Raw genomic sequence first — 18,221 nt, 5'->3', positions numbered from 1 at the left:
AATTATTAGGACGACGGTCCAAATCTGTCAAGCGCGGCGGAGGGAGCCTTTGGGATAGAAGCGCCGCGATGGACTGCGGCATGACGGTGGATTCCTATCCCTTCGACATGAAGGTCCTGGGCCACGTCGCCACCCGCATCATCAACGGAGTGAAAGGCGTCAATCGCGTCGTCTATGATGTCACGTCAAAGCCGCCGGGCACGATCGAATCGGAATAGGTGTGCAAGCAGCTGCAATAGCAGCTCCGGGCGAACCATATTCACCGCACCCTCGTCTCAAAACGCTGCCGTCATGAGATAGCCTCCGCCACGATTAACCCGCCGGCAAGCGCCGCGGCGGCTGGTGGCACCCAACGCGGCACTGCAAAGACGCCCTCGCCAGCTGGCTGCCTGCGCTGGATGCGCCACAGCGCGAGATCGACGACCAAAAAAATGCCCAGCGTCAGAGCATTGGCAAGCGCGAGCAGCCGCTCGAACGGAATCAGCAATGCGGTTACCAACACGATACCGCCGGCGAGTAAAGTTGCCACGACCGGTGTGCGGCTTCCCGGATGGACGCGGCCGAGCACGGCGGGAAGTTGTCGCCGACGGGCCATGCCATAGAAGAGTCGCGCCAACATCATGATCTCGACCAAGACGCCATTGGCGATGGCGAGAGCACCCACGGCGGCGAACAGCGTTGCGTGTGAGCCCTGGAACAGGTCGATCAGGGGGCTTTGGCCGCCACGACCGGCGAAGACCAGGGCCGCTGCGACCACGACGTAAAGCAACGTGCTGAGCGAGACCGCGCCGACAATGCTGTAGGGGACCGTGCGGCGAGGGTCCTTGGCCTCTTCCGCCATATTGGCCAGACTCTCAAAGCCGATGAAGGCGAAGAACGCAATGAAGGCGCCGCTCACAACGCTCTGCCATGCGGCGAGGCTTACCGGTAACATGGCCACGACGTCGAAGGCAGGGGCAGCGAGGAAACCCACCCCGGCCGCGATGACAAGGCCCAGGATCTCGACCGCGCCGATAACCGCCGCGAAGCCGACGCTCTCCCGTACCCCCGCCATCGCCAGCAGTGTGAAGCTTGCCACCAACAGCACGATCAGGGCGGTTGGCGGTAGGGGGATGAGCAGAGAGAGATAATGGACCGCACCGCTAGCAATCGAGGCGGCGGCGATCGCGACCGTGAGCGTCAAAGCGACACCGGTCACCTGTGCTGCGCGGTCGGAACCGAAGCCCTGCTTAACGTAGGCTGCGGCGCCGGAGGCTTCCGGAAACCGGCTGGCCAGTTCCGCGTAGCACAGGCCGGTCATTGTCGCGGCGATGCCCGCGAGCAGGAACGACAGCGGCGCCGCCGCACCGGCCCGGTCGATCACCGAACCGATCGCGACGTAAATTCCCGCTCCTACGATGATGGCGATCCCGTAAAAAAGAAGCGACGCAACCGTGAGCGAGCGCCGCAGTGCGACCTGCGGGTGTGCCGAGTCATCTTCGATTGTCGTCGCGGCGTCCTGGGGCATAATCGGCAGTCCTTCGTCGCGGCGCCACCGCATCCCGGCGGGTCAGGTGAGAGAATGCTCTGCAGCGTTCAATCAATCTGAGAGAAATATGGGGAGCAGCGGTCGAGCATTGCTTCTTGCTAGCTCTGTGATGGTGAAAGATTGAGTCGCCAGATCGCAAAATTGAGCGCCGTGGCGAATGTGACCCACCCAAGATAGGGCAGGAGCAGCAAGGCGGCTCCGACATGGATCGGCATGAAGAGTACAATCGTCGCCACAATTGATAGCCAGACTAGAACAATGTCGACGAACCCGAGATCAGGACGGCGGAGGCTGAAGAACAGTGGCGTCCACGCGGCATTGAGAACGAGTTGAACGGCATAGACTGCGAGCGGCAGTGCGGCACCGGCAAACCCGGCCTCCCGCCAAACCAGCCAGCCGGATACAGCGATCATCAAGTAGAGAACGGTCCACACCGGTGCAAACAGCCGGTTAGGCGGTCGCCACGTTGGCTTCTTCAAGCCCTCGTACCAGTCACCCGGCCGGAAGAAGCTGCCTGTCATGGCCACGAGGAAGCACGCGGCGGCGAAACCCAGCAGCGAGAACCAGGAAGACGCATCCATCACCACGTACTCCATCGCGACCGCAGTGGGCCTCAGGACTTAGGGGCGTCACTCAGTTGTCTTGCCGTCAAAATGCCTTTCCGAAGCTTCGGCATCAGCTTTTGTCACGTGCACCGTGCCGTCGCGATGCTCCGGCGGCGCATAGAGGGTGTACAGCCGTAAGGGTTCTTCGCCGGTATTCATGATGTTGTGGCGAGCACCTGCCGGCACAATGATGGCATCGTCGCCCTTGATCTTCGAGCGATGTCCGTCAATCACGACCTCTCCCGTGCCCTTTTCAATGCGGAAGAACTGGTCGCGGTCGGTGTGAATCTCTTCGCCAATTTCGCTACCAGGTTTGATCGCCATCAGCACAAGTTGAAGGTTCTTGCTCGTGTAGAGCACTCGCCGGAAATCGCCATTCTCTTCCGTTAGTTTCTCAATATCAGCGACGAAGCCGTACATCACATTCCTCCCGGAATGATGATTGTTCCTGACATGGCGGCTCCTCCTTCCGCGCAGCGGCACTTCATGCAAGTCTGATCAGGTGAAAGCCGAGAGCTTCCCGAAATGTTCGGCCAGAAGATAGTAGAGCGTAACCCGGTTCTTCGTACGATCGCCCTTCATCTTGGCTGCGACTGCCGAGATCGCTTCATCCAGTTCAGTGTCCGTGTTCGTCAAGCCGAGCTTTTTCTTCAGAAAATTTTCGCGTACACGTCCGACTTCCTCTTTGTCCGCTAAGGACACAAGTGACGAATCTCTTTTTTGCAGTGCGATCCCGCAATAGCGGACAATCCCGGCAATCGTATTGTCGTCCGCGTTGCTCGCGTATTTTTTGACGTCGGCAGCCCAGTCTTCAGCCATGATCTTCCTCCTTTGAGTCAATTCCTCGCGGAAGTTGCAGTGAGTAACCTAAATCCAAGCCCGTCATTGCGCCAGGTCAATTGCCAAACGGCGGAAACCCTCCGTAGAGAATGCCTTTGTGCTCACGCAAGCTGCCCATCGCTCGGGTGAGCGTCGTCGCCTGCGTGGAGGGATCTCGAACACCGGCAGCAGGCCCGGCTCTGTCACGATGGCGGGTTCGTTGCGCCGTCGTGATTCAGCAGCGCAATCGGCGGCTTATCGCCCCGGCTGAGCGAGCCCAAGCCCCGAGTTTTTGTTCTTGCTTTACGGTTATGATGTCGGTGTCGACGCCTTGAGTGGCGACGGCCGGTAGCCGCTACGAACGACGATTTGATCTCTAAATTCTTCGGCTGTCGTAGGCCCAATGCAGCAGCGCTTGGCGCTGGCGCGGCCGGCAAGTCGGATCGCCCGGTTCGCAATGCTTCCTGATTTGTGAGACGTGTCGCCTGATCGCCTTCCAGCGTCCGATCTGGCGAGCGTCCTCTTCGGGAAGGCGCCGACCCATGTAGTACCGGCAGTACCACTGGAACCAGCCGCGCGGATCGTCCGGATGTATCCAGCCCATTCTTCGCCATTCCGACAAGGGTTGGCTGGCGTCCACGCCGAAATAGTTCAAGGAGCTGTCGCGACCCGAAGGCGATAGTTTCGCGCGTGCGAACCAACTGGCAGGAAATTCGTCACGACAATCGGTCAGGTATTTGCCGCAGAACACGCCGAGTTCAAGCATCTGCTTGGGCGTCAAATCGGGGCGGAACTGCGGGTCAAAATCACGGCCGGCCGACGCAGACAGAACGTAGCGATAGCCCTTCTGCATCTTGTCGTTGACGATGACAATGCGGCGGCGCATCCAGCGTCCTGTTAGTTCAATAGCGGCGTTCGCGTCCGTTGAGCCGTCTCGCTTGCGCCTCAGAAAGGCGCGTATAATTTATACAAGCACCGCTGGAGGATTCGATGGCATTCGCAGGCGAGCACCTGTTATTGGGCGATATTGGTGCCACGAACGCGAGATTTGCACTATTGTCGAATGGTGCCCTTGGCCCGATCAGCTGGTTTGCGGTAGCTGATTTCCCTCGATTTGCCGATGCCGTTAAAGCTTACTTGGACCGTCATTGTCGGCAGATGTCGGTGTCTGAGGCGTTACTTGCTGTCGCCGGTCCGATTGACGAAGATCGTTGCGTGTTCACGAATTGCCCGTGGACAGTCGATGTTGCAGAGCTGCGTGCGGCATTTGGCTTTGAGAAGGTGCGTATCTTCAATGATTTTCAGGCAACCGCCATGTCATTGCCGCTCCTGACAACAGCAGATCTATATCCGCTGGGGGATGGCGAAGGCGTACCGGGGAAACCAATGGCGGTGCTTGGGCCTGGAACCGGTCTCGGCGTGGCCTGCATTGTTCCGGGAGCTCAAGGCCCAATTGTCATTGCAAGCGAAGGCGGCCACGCGACAATGGCAGCCAGTTCCGAACGTGAAGATGCCATCATCAATTATCTGCGCGGGCGTTTCGGCCACGTATCGGCGGAGCGGGTCGTTTCTGGTAGCGGGCTAGAAAATCTGTATGACGCCGTCGTTGCGCTTGATGGAGTTAGCGCGCCAAAGCGCAATGCCGCCGAGATTACGAAGGCAGCGCTGGACGGCACCTGCCCAGTCGCGAACTCGGCGCTGGACCTGTTTTGTGCAATGCTGGGAACGGTCGCCGGAAATGTTGCTCTGATGTTCGGCGCTCGGGGCGGCATCTATATCGCAGGTGGGATTGCCCCGCGGCTCACCGAATTCATGGCACGCTCGAAATTCCGCGCGCGATTCGAACAGAAAGGACGCTTTCGAAAGTACATCGAAGCTATTCCGTCAAGCATCATCTTGCACCCAGCGGCGACATTCATGGGTTTGCAGTCAATTGCGAAATGCGGACTTCGGTTGCAACAACGAGACCAACCGAACTCACGCTGAACGGAGTAGGGACCGGACGAGTTCGCAAAGTGCGATTGAGGGTCTGATCATGCCTCGAAAGCGTATCGGCATTCTCACTGGCGGCGGTGATGTCGCTGGCCTCAACGCGGTCATAAAGACCGTGACCTACCGCGGCAGCGAGAACGGTATTGAGGTCATCGGTTTCCGTCGTGGCTGGGAGGGACTTACGCACCTCAATCTCGAGGACCCGGCAAGCAGGAGGCGCTATGTCATGATCCTGGACCGCGAGAACACGCGCACCATCGACCGGAGCGGCGGGACCGTGCTGCATACGAGCCGGACCAACCCGTCCAAAATGAAAAGGCTTCCCGATCACCTCGCGGCCGAGGATTTTCCGGTTACCCCGAGTGCCAATAGCGACGCCGCCGCCAAGACCTGGGATGTCTCTAAGCAAGTGCTGGCGAACCTTTCGGCGCTGGGCATCGAGCACCTTATAGTCGTTGGCGGCGATGATACGCTCGGCTATGCGGCCGAACTCAGCAAGCTCGGCGTCAAGATCGTAGCCGTCCCGAAGACGATGGATAACGATGTCCGCAACACCGAGTACTGTATCGGCTTCTCGACAGCAATCACCCGCGCAACTGACACTATTCAGCGTCAGCGAACCACCGTCGCGTCGCACGAGCGGATCGGCATTTTCCGCGTCTTCGGCCGCGATGCCGGATTTACGGCGCTCTACACCGCGTATGTTACCTCGATCCGTTGTGTCATTCCCGAATACAAGGTCGATCTTGGAAAACTCATCCGGCTGCTCGTTGAGGACAAGCAAACGAGCCCGGGCAATTACGCCCTGGTTGTGCTCAGCGAAGGCGCAGAGTGGAAGGGCTATGAAACGCGGGAATACGGCGAACCCGACGCATTTGGGCACCGTAAAAAGGCGAATGTGGCTGAGATGCTTGCCGACGAGATTGGTCGGCGCACCGGCCAGGAGACGATCGTGTCCGACCTCACCTACGATCTGCGCTCAGGCAATCCGGACTTCCTCGACAAGCTTGTGGGCTTGACCTTTGGCAATATGGCCTACGACGCCATGCTGGATGGCAAGACCGGCGTCATGTCGGCGCTTGTAGAGGGCAAATACGAGCTGGTGCCCATCCCTGATCCGAAGCTCGGGCCGCGCAAGATGGATGTCGCCACCACGTACAACATCGAGCGCTACCGTCCCCTATATACAAACAAGAGAGGGCTGCCTGTCTTTCTGCATCGCGCATCGTAGGCTGGGCACGCGCCGCCTGCGGTGCGAAGCGGAATTTGACGAGACCGGATAGGGATCGCCTTGCCTGCTTCTGACCGAAGCGAACCAACGCGGCAATGTCCGAAGATCACCTGCGCGAAATGCTGGCGGTCATCCCGGAACGCGAGAAGATCAAGTGTCGTTGCCTGACGTGGATGGCGATGCCCCTGTGACCGCCGAGTTCAGGCACAAACTTTGCAAGGAGTCTTAAAAAGGGGCCTTTGCAAGGATCACTCAGCATCCGCGGCGCTCCGAAAAGTCGGTGCGGTGCGTCGCGATGACGGGCGCAGGAAATCATGGACGCGCGTGAACACGTGTCTGCCAGGGCAGCCGAATTGCGCCGCCACGCCGAGGAGGCCGAGAGGAAACGACGCGCGCGCGAACAGTCAGCGCGGTTCGTATCTGAACGTTTGGACCTGAACCCTGGCTGGCAGTCCCTGTGCAAGAGGGGACGCAAGAACGAAGCACCCCGCGACATCTTGCTTCAGATAAGCGCTTCTTGATTGCCCAAAAAATCTTAGATCCTTCATCCTCCGCTGCCTCAAGGAGGGTCAGTTTCACGGCCGCGGACCATTCGGAAATGAGAGCGGTAGTGCTCTGCTTCGCATCTGAAATATCACCTTGACATCACCGATGTGGTAGGTAGCATGAAGCGCAGGATTTTCCACTCGGGTTTGCCGCGCCCCTCATTTCGTCGGCCAAATGCCTTTGGGAAAACATGGGAGGACTAAATATGAAGCGCTTGGCCCTTGCTTTCGCTATTGCCCTTGCGGGCTCAACGTCGGTGCCAGCTCAGACCGGTAAACCCGCTGAGATAGGAATGGGGATATTTACGTTCACGTCGGGCCCCGCGGCCGCGTACGGCATGCCTGGTCGCAACGCCGCAGAATTGGTGCTTGAAAAGATAAACGCCCAGGGCGGCATTGGCGGTGTCAAGGTCAAGCCGATCTATGTCGACGAGGGGCAGGGGACTGACGGCGTCGTTGCCGAGTTTCGGCGTCTGGCTGCAGACACAAACAATCAGGCAATGATTGCGGCACTATCCAGCGGCAATTGTCTGGCCCTGGCGCCCGTTGCCGAGCAATTGAAGATGCCCACATTCATGTGGAATTGTGACACGCATCAGTTGTTCTTGAAGGATAAGTATCAATATGTCTACCGAACCAACAGCAGCACGGTTCCGGAGTTTATTGCTTCCGTCCTGTATCTTCTCTCTGTCAATCCAAACGTAAAGACTGCCGCCATCATCAATCCGGATTATGCGTTCGGTCGCGATGCCGGATTGATCTTCAAGGAAACTCTTAAGGCGCTTAAGCCGGACGTTGAAATCGTCGCCGAGCTGTATCCAAAGCTCGGCTCGCCGAGCTTCAATACCGAGATCTCGCGCTTGTCGGCGGCCCAGCCGGACGTGATCTTCTCCAACTTGTGGGGAGCGGACCTTGAGAACTTTGTCCGCCAGGCGGCGCCCCGCCAATTGTTCAGCCGGGGGAAGGTGATCCTGGCGCTCGGCGAATCCGTTCTGCAGCGGGTCGGCACGTTGCTTCCGGAAGGTGTGATCGTCGGCGTGATTGGCGACGGCTGGTGGAAATCCCCGCATGCGCAGGCGAACGCGCTAACCCGGGATTTCGTCGAAAGCTATCGCAAGCGCTATAATGAGTATCCGGTGTTCCCGTCCTTCAAGATGGCAAACACGCTCTATGCCGTGAAGGCGATCTATGAAAAGGCGCTGGCGACCAACAAGGACCGCTGGCCGACCCGCGAGGACTTGATCGCAGCCGCCGGGAATCTGAAGACGGAAACCCTGACAGGAACACTGGAGCTGCGCCCCGACCATGACGGTCTCGTTGATCAGATTGTCGGCGTCACCGTGAAGGATCCCGCCTATCCGTTCCCGATCATGGGGCAAATGGTTCGCTACCCGGCCAGGGCCGTCACGCCTCCTGCCGGCATCGATCCAATCGCATGGATCGCGAAACTCAAGCCGGACGTGCTGGCCACATTGCCGAAGCCCGGCTCCTATAAATAAACGATGCTTTCTGCCTACATTCCTTTGGTCGTCGACGGTTTGGCGGACGCGGCACTGATCTTCTTTGTCGCCGTTGGGTTGACGCTTGTCTTCAGCGTCATGCGGATCCTCAACGTGGCCCATGGGAGTTTTTACGCCCTTGGTGCCTACGCCAGTGTCGTCATCGGCATCTGGTTGACCGGGCGCGGCGGACCCATCTTGGGCCTCGCCGCGCTCGTGGTCAGCCCGATCTTGATCGCGGTTCTGCTAGGACCCTTGATTGAACGAACGCTGCTGCGCTGGACCTATGGACGTCCAGAGGCGTTGCAAATCCTGGTGACGTTCGGATTGTTCCTCATCCTGGAAGATGCACAGAAGCTGCTGTTTGGCGTGCAACCCTATTCCAACGCCGCGCCTATGCAAATTTTCGGCATCAGCCAGATCGGCGGAATCGTTTATCTTAATTATCAGCTTCTGCTGATTGCAATGGCGATAGGAGTTGCGATAGGGCTGCGCCTGATGCTCAAACATACGCGCATCGGCAAGCTCATCGTGGCGGTGGTTGCCGACCAGGAAGTTGCGCAGACGCTCGGCATCGATTCCTCACGCGTATTCATCCTGGCATTTTCCCTCGGTGTTTTTCTTGCAGCTCTGGGCGGCGCCCTGGCTTCTCCAACTGTCGGCGTTGCGCCCGGACTCGGATCTGAGACGATCGTGCTTGCCTTTGCGGTGGCCGCGATCGGTGGCCTTGGACAGATCGAGGGGGCCGCGCTCGCCGCGATCCTCGTGGGGCTGACGCGATCGGCAGCCATATACTTTGCGCCCGAATTTCAGCCGGTCGCTCCTTATCTCGTCATGCTCGCCGTCCTCTTGGTGCGTCCCTATGGATTGTTCGGCTCAGTTGGTCTGAGGCGGATCTGAGATGGTTTTTCGTCATATTATCGGTCTTGCCGTCGCCGCCGCCATTTTGCCATTGGCCGTTCCGTGGCTGGGCTTTGTCTTTGTCTTGGCGGTGGGAAAAGGCCTGGCCGCGCTTGGTGTTGCAATGCTCTTGCGGGGCGGCCTGATCTCGATTGGCCATGCCTTGTATTTTGCCGTAGGCGCCTATGCCACGGCGTTCTTGATGCGCGATGGCCGCGTTCAGGACCTGCTGTTGCTGCTCGTTCTGTCGACAATCACTGCGACAATGGCCGGGTTGCTGGTCGGTGCGTTCATGGTGCGCTACCGCGCGATCTTCTTCGCCATGCTCAATCTTGCCGTTTCGATGGTGTTCTTCACGTTATTGTCCAAGATGTACCACCTGACCGGCGGCACCGACGGGCTTCGCGTCGCAACACCAACATTGCTTGGATTCGAACTCAGCCGCGCAGCTTTCAATCCGATCCTGCAATACGGTTCTCTGTTGCTGATGGTCGGCACAGCGCTGATTGTTGATCGCTACTTGCGAAGCCCGCTGGGCGAGGCGCTCAGCGCGGTTCACAGTAACGAAGTGCGTTTGGAATATCTGGGTGTTTCAGCGCGCAGCGTCATTCTCATCGCCTACACGGCCTCGGCGGCTCTAGCGGGGCTGGGGGGCGCTGTGACGGCGATGGCGGTTGGTCACATTGTTCCGGAACTGTCGTACTGGACAATATCGGGTCAACTGGTTCTGATTGCCGTGCTCGGCGGGATCGGCGGGACGCCGGGTGCGTTCATCGGCGCGTTCTTTCTTGAACTGATCCGCACATTCGCGGTCGGCTTTGCGGCCGATGCGTGGAATGCCATTATTGGCATTGCGCTGTTGGTCGTGATTTTCTTTCTGCCGGAGGGCCTTTATGGCTTGCTCATGCGCGTCAGGAAGCAGGAAAAGGCGCAATGACCCCGATCCTTTCCGTTCGTGATCTTCACATCAACTTCGGCGGCGTCAGGGCCGCCGATGGGGTTGATCTGGATATTCACCCGCACGAACTTGTTGCTGTCATTGGCCCAAATGGATCTGGAAAGACCACCTTCCTGAACTTATGCACGGGCTATATCAGCCCCACGCAAGGAAGCGTGACCTTTGAAGGTCATTCAATCACCGATCTCTCTCCGCGCCAGATTACGCGGCGCGGCATCGCGCGCGCCTTCCAGATCCCCCAACTCTTCACCGGTCACTCGCTGATCGAGAACGTGATGCTTGCGATCGCGGCTCGGCGGGGAATCTGGCAAGCCATGCGACCGCTGGCGCAGCAGGACTATCTGGCGGAGGCTCGCAAGACGCTGAGCCTTCTGTCGCTGGAGGATGCCGCGGCGCATCCGACCGCGACTCTGCCAGAGGGCATGCGCAAGCTTGCGGATATTGCAATCGCATTGGCACTGAAGCCGCGGCTGTTGTTGCTTGATGAGCCGACCAGTGGTGTCAGCACGGCCGAGAAGTTCTCGCTGATGGACAAGATCGTCTCGGTATTGCGCACGGAGAAAATCACCGCGCTCTTCGTCGAGCATGACATGGACATGGTCGAACGATATGCCGACCGGGTCCTGGTATGGGGCTCGGGCCGAGTCCTTGCCGCGGGCGCGCCAGGAGAAATTCTGCGTAGCGCCGACGTGCTTGAACGCGTTATTGGAGTGGGTTGATGCTTCGCCTCGAACAGGTCCGCGTCCGCTTTCATGACCAGATCGTGCTCCGCGACGTCAACATGGACGTCCCGGCGTCGCAGACGACGGTGCTTATTGGTCGCAACGGTGCCGGCAAGACGACGACATTGCGGTCAATCATGGGGCTTCTACCGCTGCAAGGCGGCCGGATATTGCTCGACGACCAGGATCTCACTGGCGTTCCCTCACATGACCGGGCTCGTCTGGGTGTCGGCTATGCCCCCGAAGACCGGCGGTTAATTCCTGATTTTTCTGTGCAGGATAACCTTTTGTTGCCGGCAGTCGCGCTGCGATTGTCAAACGAGGAGCGCAAGCGCCGGCTGGACGAAATCTTCACGCTGCTGCCGGAGGTCGGTGCATTCAGGAATCGGTCTGGCGGCGTATTGTCGGGCGGCCAGGGCAAAATGGTCGCGCTTGGACGCGCGCTCATGATCGGCACGCGTTATGTCCTGCTCGACGAACCGTTTCAGGGCCTGGCGCCCGCGCTGGCGCTTTCCTACGCCGAAACACTTGTCCGATTGCGCAAAAGCCGTCCGGAACTTGGACTGCTGATCACGGAATCAACGCCAAAGCTTCTCGACAAGATCGTCGATAGTTCGCTGTTGATTGAGCGAGGTGAAATCAGCCCCTATCAGCGGCAGGCGGCCTGAATTCAGACAGGTTCTGCTGGGAGATAAAGCAGCGAGGTCTGCGGAATACTCCGAGGCCTGACGCTGCTTTACCTTGACACAAAAAACGCCGCGGTCACAGGGCAGGCGTTTCTTACCGCTTTTACTTCCGTCTAGAATGAACCGACATGACGCTGCCCATTTCTTTGGGCTGTGGTAAATCCTTGTGCGTTTGCCAGACCTCAGCCAGCAACCGTTGAGATTCCTCAGGCATGGGCTCGACCTTGCGGGTCGTCAGGTCGACATGCAGCGCGAGCTGCTCGAGCGTCGCCATCTGCACGTTCTTCTCCGCATGCCACATGCGGTGAAAGTAATGGATTCTCTTTTCGTCATATCCCAACAATTGCGTGGTCACGAGCACCTCTTCGTTGACGCTTAACTCACGCTGATACGTGATGTGCGTCTCCACGGCGAAAGTCGATTTTCCGGTCCGCTGCCGATAAGGTTTCCCCAATCCGATGAGGGGATAGAACGCGTCCGTTCCGTGATCGAAGATCAGGACGAAATAGGCAACATTCATGTGACCGTTGTAATCGAGCCATTCCGGCAGAACGCGCTCCCGCCATCTCGAAATTGGTGCTTCAAACGCCATTGCTAATTCCTTCTTCTGAGACTGGGAGTGAACGATGATCAGGCGGGCAACTGTCTCAACTTGAACCGCTGAATCTTGCCGGTTGCGGTTTTTGGAAGTTCGGAGACAAAATGAAACCAGCGCGGGTATTTGTAACCGGCAAGCTGGTCCTTGCAGAATTTCTGCAGCTCAGCGACGGTTTGCTCGTTTTCATCCTTTGGATCGGACAAAACCAGATAAGCCGCGGGCTTTATCAGTGAGTTTTCGTCAGCGCGTCCGATCACCGCCGCTTCACGCACTTTGGGATGTTCAAGCAGCTTCGATTCGATTTCGATGGGAGAACACCACATGGCGCCGACTTTGAGCATGTCATCGCCGCGCCCGGCGTTGACGTAATAACCATCGGAATCGACGTAGTACACGTCCCCGGTATTCAGCCATTCGCCGCGCATGGTCTCGGCTGTTTTTTCCGGATTATTCCAGTAGCACCGCGCGTTCGATTCACCCTTGACCCAGAGCGTGCCCACTTCGCCCGGTCTGACCGGCTGGCCGTTTTCATCGACGATCTTGACCTCGTAGCCGGGGACCGGCCGGCCGGACGTGCCTGGCCTGATGTCGTCGATCCGGTTCGACACGAAAATATGCAGAACCTCGGTCGAGCCAATGCCGTCCAGAATCGGAACGCCGGTCAAATCCTTCCATTTGTTGAAGATGGGCGCTGGCAGCGCTTCGCCGGCCGACAGGCAGCGCCGCAGTCGGGGCAGCTTTCGAGGGCGCTTCTCCAGCTCTTGAACCATTTGACCATAGAGCGTCGGAACGCCGAAGAACACTGTGGCGCCGGAGTTCTCGATATAGTCAAGCGCCAGGGTCGCGGTGGTTCTTTCCGGTTGCACGACGATTGACGCGCCACGCCAAAGCGGGAAGGTCATGCCGCCGCCAAATCCGAAAGAGAAGAACAACTTGCTGGCACAGAACACGATGTCGTCAGGATCAATACCCGCAATGCGCCGCCCGTACCTTTCGCTGGTTACGATCATGTCGCGATGAACGTGTACGACTCCCTTTGGGTTGCCGGTCGAGCCCGAGGAGTAGAGCCAGAAGCAGTCCGTTGTGGCAGTCGTGGGCGCCGGTTCCAGATGCGGGGAAGCCCCCTTCATGCGTTCGGCAATCGAATTGTCGCCATCCATTGGAAGCATGAGCCGCAAATTCGAATCAGAATCCCTTGCAGCAGTTGCTTCAGTGGCCAAAGCTGAAGAATAAACGAAGCCCGCGCACTGCGAGTCCGCGACGAGAAAACGGTAATCGCCGCCTTTCAGGAAGGTGCTTGCCGCAATCGGAATAATCCCGGCCTTGATCGCGCCCCAGAAAACATAAAAAAACATCGGATCATCAAGCGAGGCCATTAGCAGGCGTTCGCCGGGCCTAAAACCCAGGTCGAGCAGTGCGTTGCCTGCTCGGCTGACATTCTCCGCCAACTGCGAATATGTGACGCTTCCGTGTGGATGGCGCAAAGCGTCCGTCTGTCCTCGTCCCTCGGCGACATGCCGATCGATAAACGGCACGGCGACATTGAAAGGGGACGAGAAATTCAGGGTATTGGGGATTGTGCTTTCATCAATGTCGACGCGGTGAATTCTATCGCCTGCCATTTCGTTCTTCCTAGCCATCACGCGTCTCGGCCAATGCCTGAAATCGCCGTTGACATGGTCTCCAAACTGGAGGATATAAGAAATATCACAATAGTTTTACAGGTTGCAATAGGCATGTCTACCGTGACGCCAAGCTCCAAATCCGCGGGTGAAGGCCCTTGGGTGGGTCGTCCAGTCGAGCGGATCGAAGACGCGACTTTGCTTGCCGGCCGCGGCTATTACACCGACGATTTGCCTGTGCGGTCGGGAACCCTGCATGCGGCGATCCTGCGATCGCCGCATGCGCATGCCGAGATCGTGGGTGTCGACACGACAGCCGCGCTGAAGCGCCCCGGTGTCGTGGCAGTGCTCACCGGACGCGAGATCAAAGAAGATTCGGATCCATTCCTGATCGTGCTTCGCCAACCGATGGACCAGTGGTCGCTTGCGGTGGATCGGGTGCGATTTGTGGGAGAGGCGGTTGCCGTCGTGGTCGCCGATGATCGCTACATTGCCGAAGATGCTCTGGACGACATCAAGGTTGAATATCGAAAGCTGCCGGCAGTGATTGCGCCGCTGGCGGCGCTGGAGAAAGACGCACCGCTTGTCCATCCCGCCGTGGGATCCAATGTACCGTCCGAGCGGCACTTCACCTACGGCGACCCAGATCGATGCTTCGCGGAGGCGGATCGGGTTGTTTCGCTGACAGTCGATTATCCGCGCAACTCGCAGACGCCTCTCGAAGGCTATGTTGTCGTTGCTGATTACCAGGGGGGCGAAGGCGTTTACGACGTCCTTTGCAATTTTCAGGGACCGTTCACAGTTCACCCGGTGATGTCAAAAGCGCTGCGGTGCAAAGGTTCGCAATTGCGCATTCGGACTCCTGCCTATTCCGGTGGCGGGTTCGGGGTCAAACAGGCAATTTTCCCGTACGTCGTCTTGATGTGCATTGCCTCGAAGCGAACCGGCCGACCGGTAAAATGGGTCGAGGATCGTTTTGAGCATCTTACTGCGGCAATCGCCGCACCCAACCGCGTCATACACGCGCAAGCGGCGGTGAAGCGCGACGGGACCGTCACTGCGCTGCGCTTTGAGCAGATCGACGACTACGGCGCCTATTTGCGGCCGCCGATGCCTGGTCCGCTTTACCGGCAACATGGCATCATGACCGGTGCCTATGCCGTTAAGAACATGAGCATCACCAACAAGCTGGTGATGACGAACAAAACTCCCTCGGGAATGGTTCGCGGTTTTGGCGGACCTCAAATCTATTTCGGATTAGAGCGTTTGATGCAGAGGGTTGCGGTCGAGCTTGGACTCGATCCGCTCGACGTCATCCGCAAGAATCTGATTCCGGCGGGTTCGTTTCCCTACCGCGCGCCTGCCGGAGCACTGATTGACTCGGGCGACTATCAGACTGCCATCGCAATTGCCGAACGTGACGGTGAACTCGAGGCTCTTCGGCAGAGGCGCGACAAAGCGCGGGCCGAGGGGCGGCTCTACGGTATCGGTTTTGCGGCGGTGGTCGAGCCTGCTCAGTCAAATATGGGATATCTGAGCACCATCGTACCGGTCGAGGAGCGCAAGAAAGCGGGGCCCAAAGGCGGCAACGTCGCCTATGCCACCGTACATGTCGATTGCCTGGGCACGGTAAGTGTCACTGCCGACAGTCTCCCGCAAGGGCAGGGCCACGCCACGGTTCTCAGCCAGATCGTAGCCGATCAGCTTGGCCTCAATCCCTACGATATCCGCTGCAACATGGAGCGAGATACGCAGAGGGACGCGTGGTCGATCGCAACCGGCAACTATTCGAGCCGGTTTTCGTCATCGACAGCCGTTGCCGCACAACTCGCGGCGAAGAAGATTCGAACCAAGCTTGCGCAGATCGCCGGACAAACGCTCAACGTATCGGTGGACGACATCGAATTTGGTCGCGGGATGGTGTTTTCGAGGAGCAATCCGGACAATTCCATTCGCTTCTCGCGGCTGGCGGGGACCGCGCATTGGTCGCCTGGCGAACTGCCCATGGATATGTCGCCGGGAATTTCCGAGACCGCGTCCTATTCTGCGCCCGAGCTGGAGCCGCCAAACGATGCCGACCAGATAAATACGTCGCTGACCTACGGGTTCGTGTTCGACTTTTGCGGCGTTGAGGTGGATCGGGATACGGGCGAGGTGCGCATCGACAAGTATGTGACGATGCACGACTCCGGACGATTGCTGAATCCGCTCCTGGCCGAAGGCCAGGTGCTCGGCTCGTTTGGCTGGGGTATTGGCTGTGCGCTTTATGAAGAGTTTGTCTACAGCTCCGACGGCAGCTTCTTGTCCGGCACGTTCGCCGATTATTTGTGCCCGACAGCATGCGAAGTTCCGCGGCCCGTGATTCTGCACATGGAGAGCCCGTCCCCGCTCTCTCCTCTGGGAGCGAAGGGGATTGCGGAGGGCAACGTCATGAGCACTCCCGTCTGCGTCGCCAACGCAGTCGCGGACGCTCTCGGCGTCAAGGATGTGAAGCTTCCGTTGTCTCCGTCGCGCGTCAAGGCGCTGATGGGTGAAACCGAGAAGCCGCGGCGGACCGTGCCACGTGATTCTGTGCCAGCAGCCGCGGCTCCGCTTCAGGCGCGGCCAGGCGCGAAGGCTCTGTCGGGAACGGGATCCCTCCTTGTCCCCGCACGGCAGGACGCGGTGTGGCGCGCACTCCTTGATCCCAAAGTGCTGGCGCGCACCATACCCGGCTGTCACCAGCTCGATCAGGTTGCGCCGAACAGCTATCGCGCGGAAGTGTCGCTTGGCGTCGGCGTCATCAAGGGGCGGTTCACCGCCAATGTCACCCTGTCGGATCTTGAGCCGCCGAACGCAGCAACCCTGTCCGGCGGTCTTGATGGGCCACTCGGCATTTCAGTGGGCTCGGGGCGTGTGCGACTGACATCGGAAGGCGAGGGAACCCGGATTGACTACGATTACACAGTGGAGGTGAGCGGAAAGGTGGCGGCTGTCGGCGGCCGAATGCTCGACGGCGCCACAAAGGTCGTGATTGCACAGTTCTTCCAGCGTCTGACCGCCGAGCTGGGTGAGGATCGTGCGCCAAGATTGTCTTGGTGGCGGCGCTTTCTCAAAGCTCTCGGATTTTAATACATGAAACCGCGTCCATTCACCTATGTAAGCCCGGCCAATCTCGATGAGGCATTGCAGGCGTTGGAACGATATCGCGACAACGCCCGCGTCATCGCCGGCGGATTGTCTCTCGTTCCGATGATGAACTTTCGCTTGATCGAAGCGAAAGCGCTGGTCGATATCTCGCGTCTCGAAGCGCTCGCTTATATTCGCGAAGACGGCGATTCGATTGAAATCGGGGCCGCCACCACGCAAGCCGAGCTCATGGCCTGGCCGAAGCTGGCAGACACGGTGCCGCTGCTGACCGCAGCCATGGTTCATATTGGCCATCTGCAGACGCGCAGCCGTGGCACCGTCTGCGGAAGCATCGCTCACTCGGATCCGAGTTCCGAATTGCCGCTTTGCCTTGCGACGCTGGGCGGCAGCGTGGTGCTGCAATCGACGCGCACAAAACGCGTGTTGCCGGCATCTGAGTTCCAGAGCGGGATGCTCACGACAGCTCGCAATTTCGATGAGCTGGTGGTCGCGGTCCGCTTTCCGAAGCGAAAGCCGCGGACCGGATATGCATTCACGGAAATGACCCAGAGGCATGGAGATTTTGCCATCTGCGCCGCCGCTGCGATTGTGTCGGGAGAATCGGTAAGGCTTGGAATCGGAGGAGTCGCGGACAAGCCGACGATACGCGACTGGCCAAAATTGCAGACGGCAGAAATGGACGACGCACTGAATGACTTTGCCTGGGATTTGGGAGGCTCCGACGACCAGCATGCGACCGCTGCCTATCGCCGGGATCTGGTGCGGCGGCTTGGACGCAAAGTGATTGAGGAGGCTGCACAATGCTCGAACTGAAAGAAGGCGAACGACACGCAGTCACCTTCACGTTGGACGGAGAACAAGTGCGCGGCTTTGCCGAACCGCGAATGCTCCTCAGTGATTTCCTGCGACAAGAGCTGGGGCGCCCGGAAGTGCACGTCGGATGCGAGCAAGGCGTATGCGGAGCCTGCACCGTGCTTCTTGACGGCAAATTGGCCAGAAGCTGTCTGGTATTTGCCGTCCAGGCGATAGGTCGGAAGGTGACCACGGTTCGCAGCCTCACGAGCCAGGATGGATCGCTGAATGACCTGCAGCAGGCGTTTCGTCGCCATCATGGATTACAGTGCGGCTATTGCACGCCCGGTATCCTGGTTTCCGCAGAGTCGTATCTGGAGAAGAACAAGTCGCCGTCGGAGCAGGACGTGCGTGAAATGTTGAGCGGTCACATCTGTCGCTGCACTGGCTACGCCGGCATGGTGGATGCCGTGCTGGAGACGGCGAAGAAGCGCGCTGGGTGAGGCGCGTTTGATTGCGGCGCCGGTCGCCGTGCGTCAGGGCTGGTGAGCCGGATGCCCGGATGAGCGAGATATTGCGCGCAGGTGAGGTCCTA

General features: G+C 58.9%; 17 protein-coding genes and 1 pseudogene. 11 read left to right on the top strand and 7 right to left on the bottom strand.

Annotated elements, in window-relative coordinates; all coding sequences use genetic code 11:
• The first annotated feature begins 77 nt into the window (after window positions 1-77).
• Window positions 78-218 (top strand): annotated as a pseudogene (locus RO009_20635) (hypothetical protein).
• A gap of 71 nt (window positions 219-289) precedes the next feature.
• On the opposite strand, the gene RO009_20630 reads toward RO009_20635, so the two are convergent.
• The 5 genes from RO009_20630 to RO009_20610 form a co-directional block, all read right to left on the bottom strand.
• Window positions 290-1,507 carry an APC family permease gene (locus RO009_20630; protein MDT3687442.1) on the bottom strand — a complete coding sequence of 406 codons (1,218 nt, stop codon included), beginning with the start codon at window positions 1,505-1,507 and terminating at the stop codon, window positions 290-292.
• Window positions 1,508-1,626: 119 nt separating this feature from the next.
• Complete coding sequence (locus tag RO009_20625; GenBank protein ID MDT3687441.1) at window positions 1,627-2,109, bottom strand: TspO/MBR family protein; 483 nt, start codon at window positions 2,107-2,109, stop codon at window positions 1,627-1,629.
• A 48-nt stretch (window positions 2,110-2,157) separates the two neighbouring features.
• Window positions 2,158-2,553, bottom strand: a complete 396-nt coding sequence (locus tag RO009_20620; protein ID MDT3687440.1) for a cupin domain-containing protein — start codon at window positions 2,551-2,553, stop codon at window positions 2,158-2,160.
• Between the two features lie 78 nt (window positions 2,554-2,631).
• Window positions 2,632-2,952, bottom strand: coding sequence for a DUF2853 family protein (locus RO009_20615; protein MDT3687439.1), 321 nt, complete (start codon window positions 2,950-2,952; stop codon window positions 2,632-2,634).
• 376 nt (window positions 2,953-3,328) lie between these two features.
• The gene (locus RO009_20610) at window positions 3,329-3,838 is read right to left on the bottom strand and encodes a hypothetical protein (GenBank protein MDT3687438.1); all 510 of its coding nucleotides are present in this window, start codon (window positions 3,836-3,838) and stop codon (window positions 3,329-3,331) included.
• A 104-nt stretch (window positions 3,839-3,942) separates the two neighbouring features.
• Here RO009_20610 and glk point away from each other — a divergent pair, with 104 nt between their 5' ends.
• From glk to RO009_20575, 7 genes are all read left to right on the top strand, one after another.
• Window positions 3,943-4,938, top strand: a complete 996-nt coding sequence (glk, locus tag RO009_20605; protein MDT3687437.1) for a glucokinase — start codon at window positions 3,943-3,945, stop codon at window positions 4,936-4,938.
• A gap of 49 nt (window positions 4,939-4,987) precedes the next feature.
• On the top strand, window positions 4,988-6,175 hold the full coding sequence (locus tag RO009_20600; GenBank protein ID MDT3687436.1) for a 6-phosphofructokinase: 1,188 nt from the start codon (window positions 4,988-4,990) through the stop codon (window positions 6,173-6,175).
• A gap of 838 nt (window positions 6,176-7,013) precedes the next feature.
• Window positions 7,014-8,219 (top strand): ABC transporter substrate-binding protein, encoded by a 1,206-nt coding sequence (locus RO009_20595; GenBank protein ID MDT3687435.1) that lies wholly within the window; start codon window positions 7,014-7,016, stop codon window positions 8,217-8,219.
• A 3-nt stretch (window positions 8,220-8,222) separates the two neighbouring features.
• Entirely contained in the window at window positions 8,223-9,119 is an 897-nt protein-coding gene (locus tag RO009_20590) for a branched-chain amino acid ABC transporter permease (protein MDT3687434.1), read from the top strand.
• Window position 9,120: 1 nt separating this feature from the next.
• Complete coding sequence (locus tag RO009_20585) at window positions 9,121-10,056, top strand: branched-chain amino acid ABC transporter permease (GenBank protein MDT3687433.1); 936 nt, start codon at window positions 9,121-9,123, stop codon at window positions 10,054-10,056.
• On the top strand, window positions 10,053-10,796 hold the full coding sequence (locus RO009_20580; GenBank protein MDT3687432.1) for an ATP-binding cassette domain-containing protein: 744 nt from the start codon (window positions 10,053-10,055) through the stop codon (window positions 10,794-10,796). The genes RO009_20585 and RO009_20580 overlap by 4 nt, the downstream gene beginning before the upstream one ends.
• 44 nt (window positions 10,797-10,840) lie before the next feature.
• On the top strand, window positions 10,841-11,467 hold the full coding sequence (locus RO009_20575) for an ATP-binding cassette domain-containing protein (protein ID MDT3687431.1): 627 nt from the start codon (window positions 10,841-10,843) through the stop codon (window positions 11,465-11,467).
• A gap of 121 nt (window positions 11,468-11,588) precedes the next feature.
• Here RO009_20575 and RO009_20570 read toward each other — a convergent pair whose 3' ends face one another.
• The gene (locus RO009_20570; protein MDT3687430.1) at window positions 11,589-12,077 is read right to left on the bottom strand and encodes a thioesterase family protein; all 489 of its coding nucleotides are present in this window, start codon (window positions 12,075-12,077) and stop codon (window positions 11,589-11,591) included.
• 38 nt (window positions 12,078-12,115) lie between these two features.
• Window positions 12,116-13,723: a benzoate-CoA ligase family protein gene (locus RO009_20565; GenBank protein ID MDT3687429.1), complete on the bottom strand. Its 1,608-nt coding sequence runs from the start codon at window positions 13,721-13,723 to the stop codon at window positions 12,116-12,118.
• Window positions 13,724-13,867: 144 nt separating this feature from the next.
• Between RO009_20565 and RO009_20560 the strand changes: the two genes are divergently transcribed.
• Genes RO009_20560 through RO009_20550 form a run of 3 tightly spaced genes read left to right on the top strand, consistent with a single transcriptional unit; the run spans window position 13,868 to window position 18,129 of the window.
• The gene (locus RO009_20560; GenBank protein ID MDT3687428.1) at window positions 13,868-16,816 is read left to right on the top strand and encodes a molybdopterin cofactor-binding domain-containing protein; all 2,949 of its coding nucleotides are present in this window, start codon (window positions 13,868-13,870) and stop codon (window positions 16,814-16,816) included.
• A gap of 3 nt (window positions 16,817-16,819) precedes the next feature.
• Window positions 16,820-17,647 carry an FAD binding domain-containing protein gene (locus RO009_20555; protein ID MDT3687427.1) on the top strand — a complete coding sequence of 276 codons (828 nt, stop codon included), beginning with the start codon at window positions 16,820-16,822 and terminating at the stop codon, window positions 17,645-17,647.
• Window positions 17,635-18,129 carry a (2Fe-2S)-binding protein gene (locus RO009_20550; GenBank protein MDT3687426.1) on the top strand — a complete coding sequence of 165 codons (495 nt, stop codon included), beginning with the start codon at window positions 17,635-17,637 and terminating at the stop codon, window positions 18,127-18,129. Before RO009_20555 ends, RO009_20550 begins: the two co-directional genes overlap by 13 nt.
• Window positions 18,130-18,221 lie beyond the last annotated feature (92 nt).

Origin of the sequence: Pseudorhodoplanes sp., assembly GCA_032027085.1 — a bacterium.
Lineage (GTDB): Bacteria > Pseudomonadota > Alphaproteobacteria > Rhizobiales > Xanthobacteraceae > Pseudorhodoplanes.
This window is presented reverse-complemented; position numbering and strand designations above follow the sequence as displayed.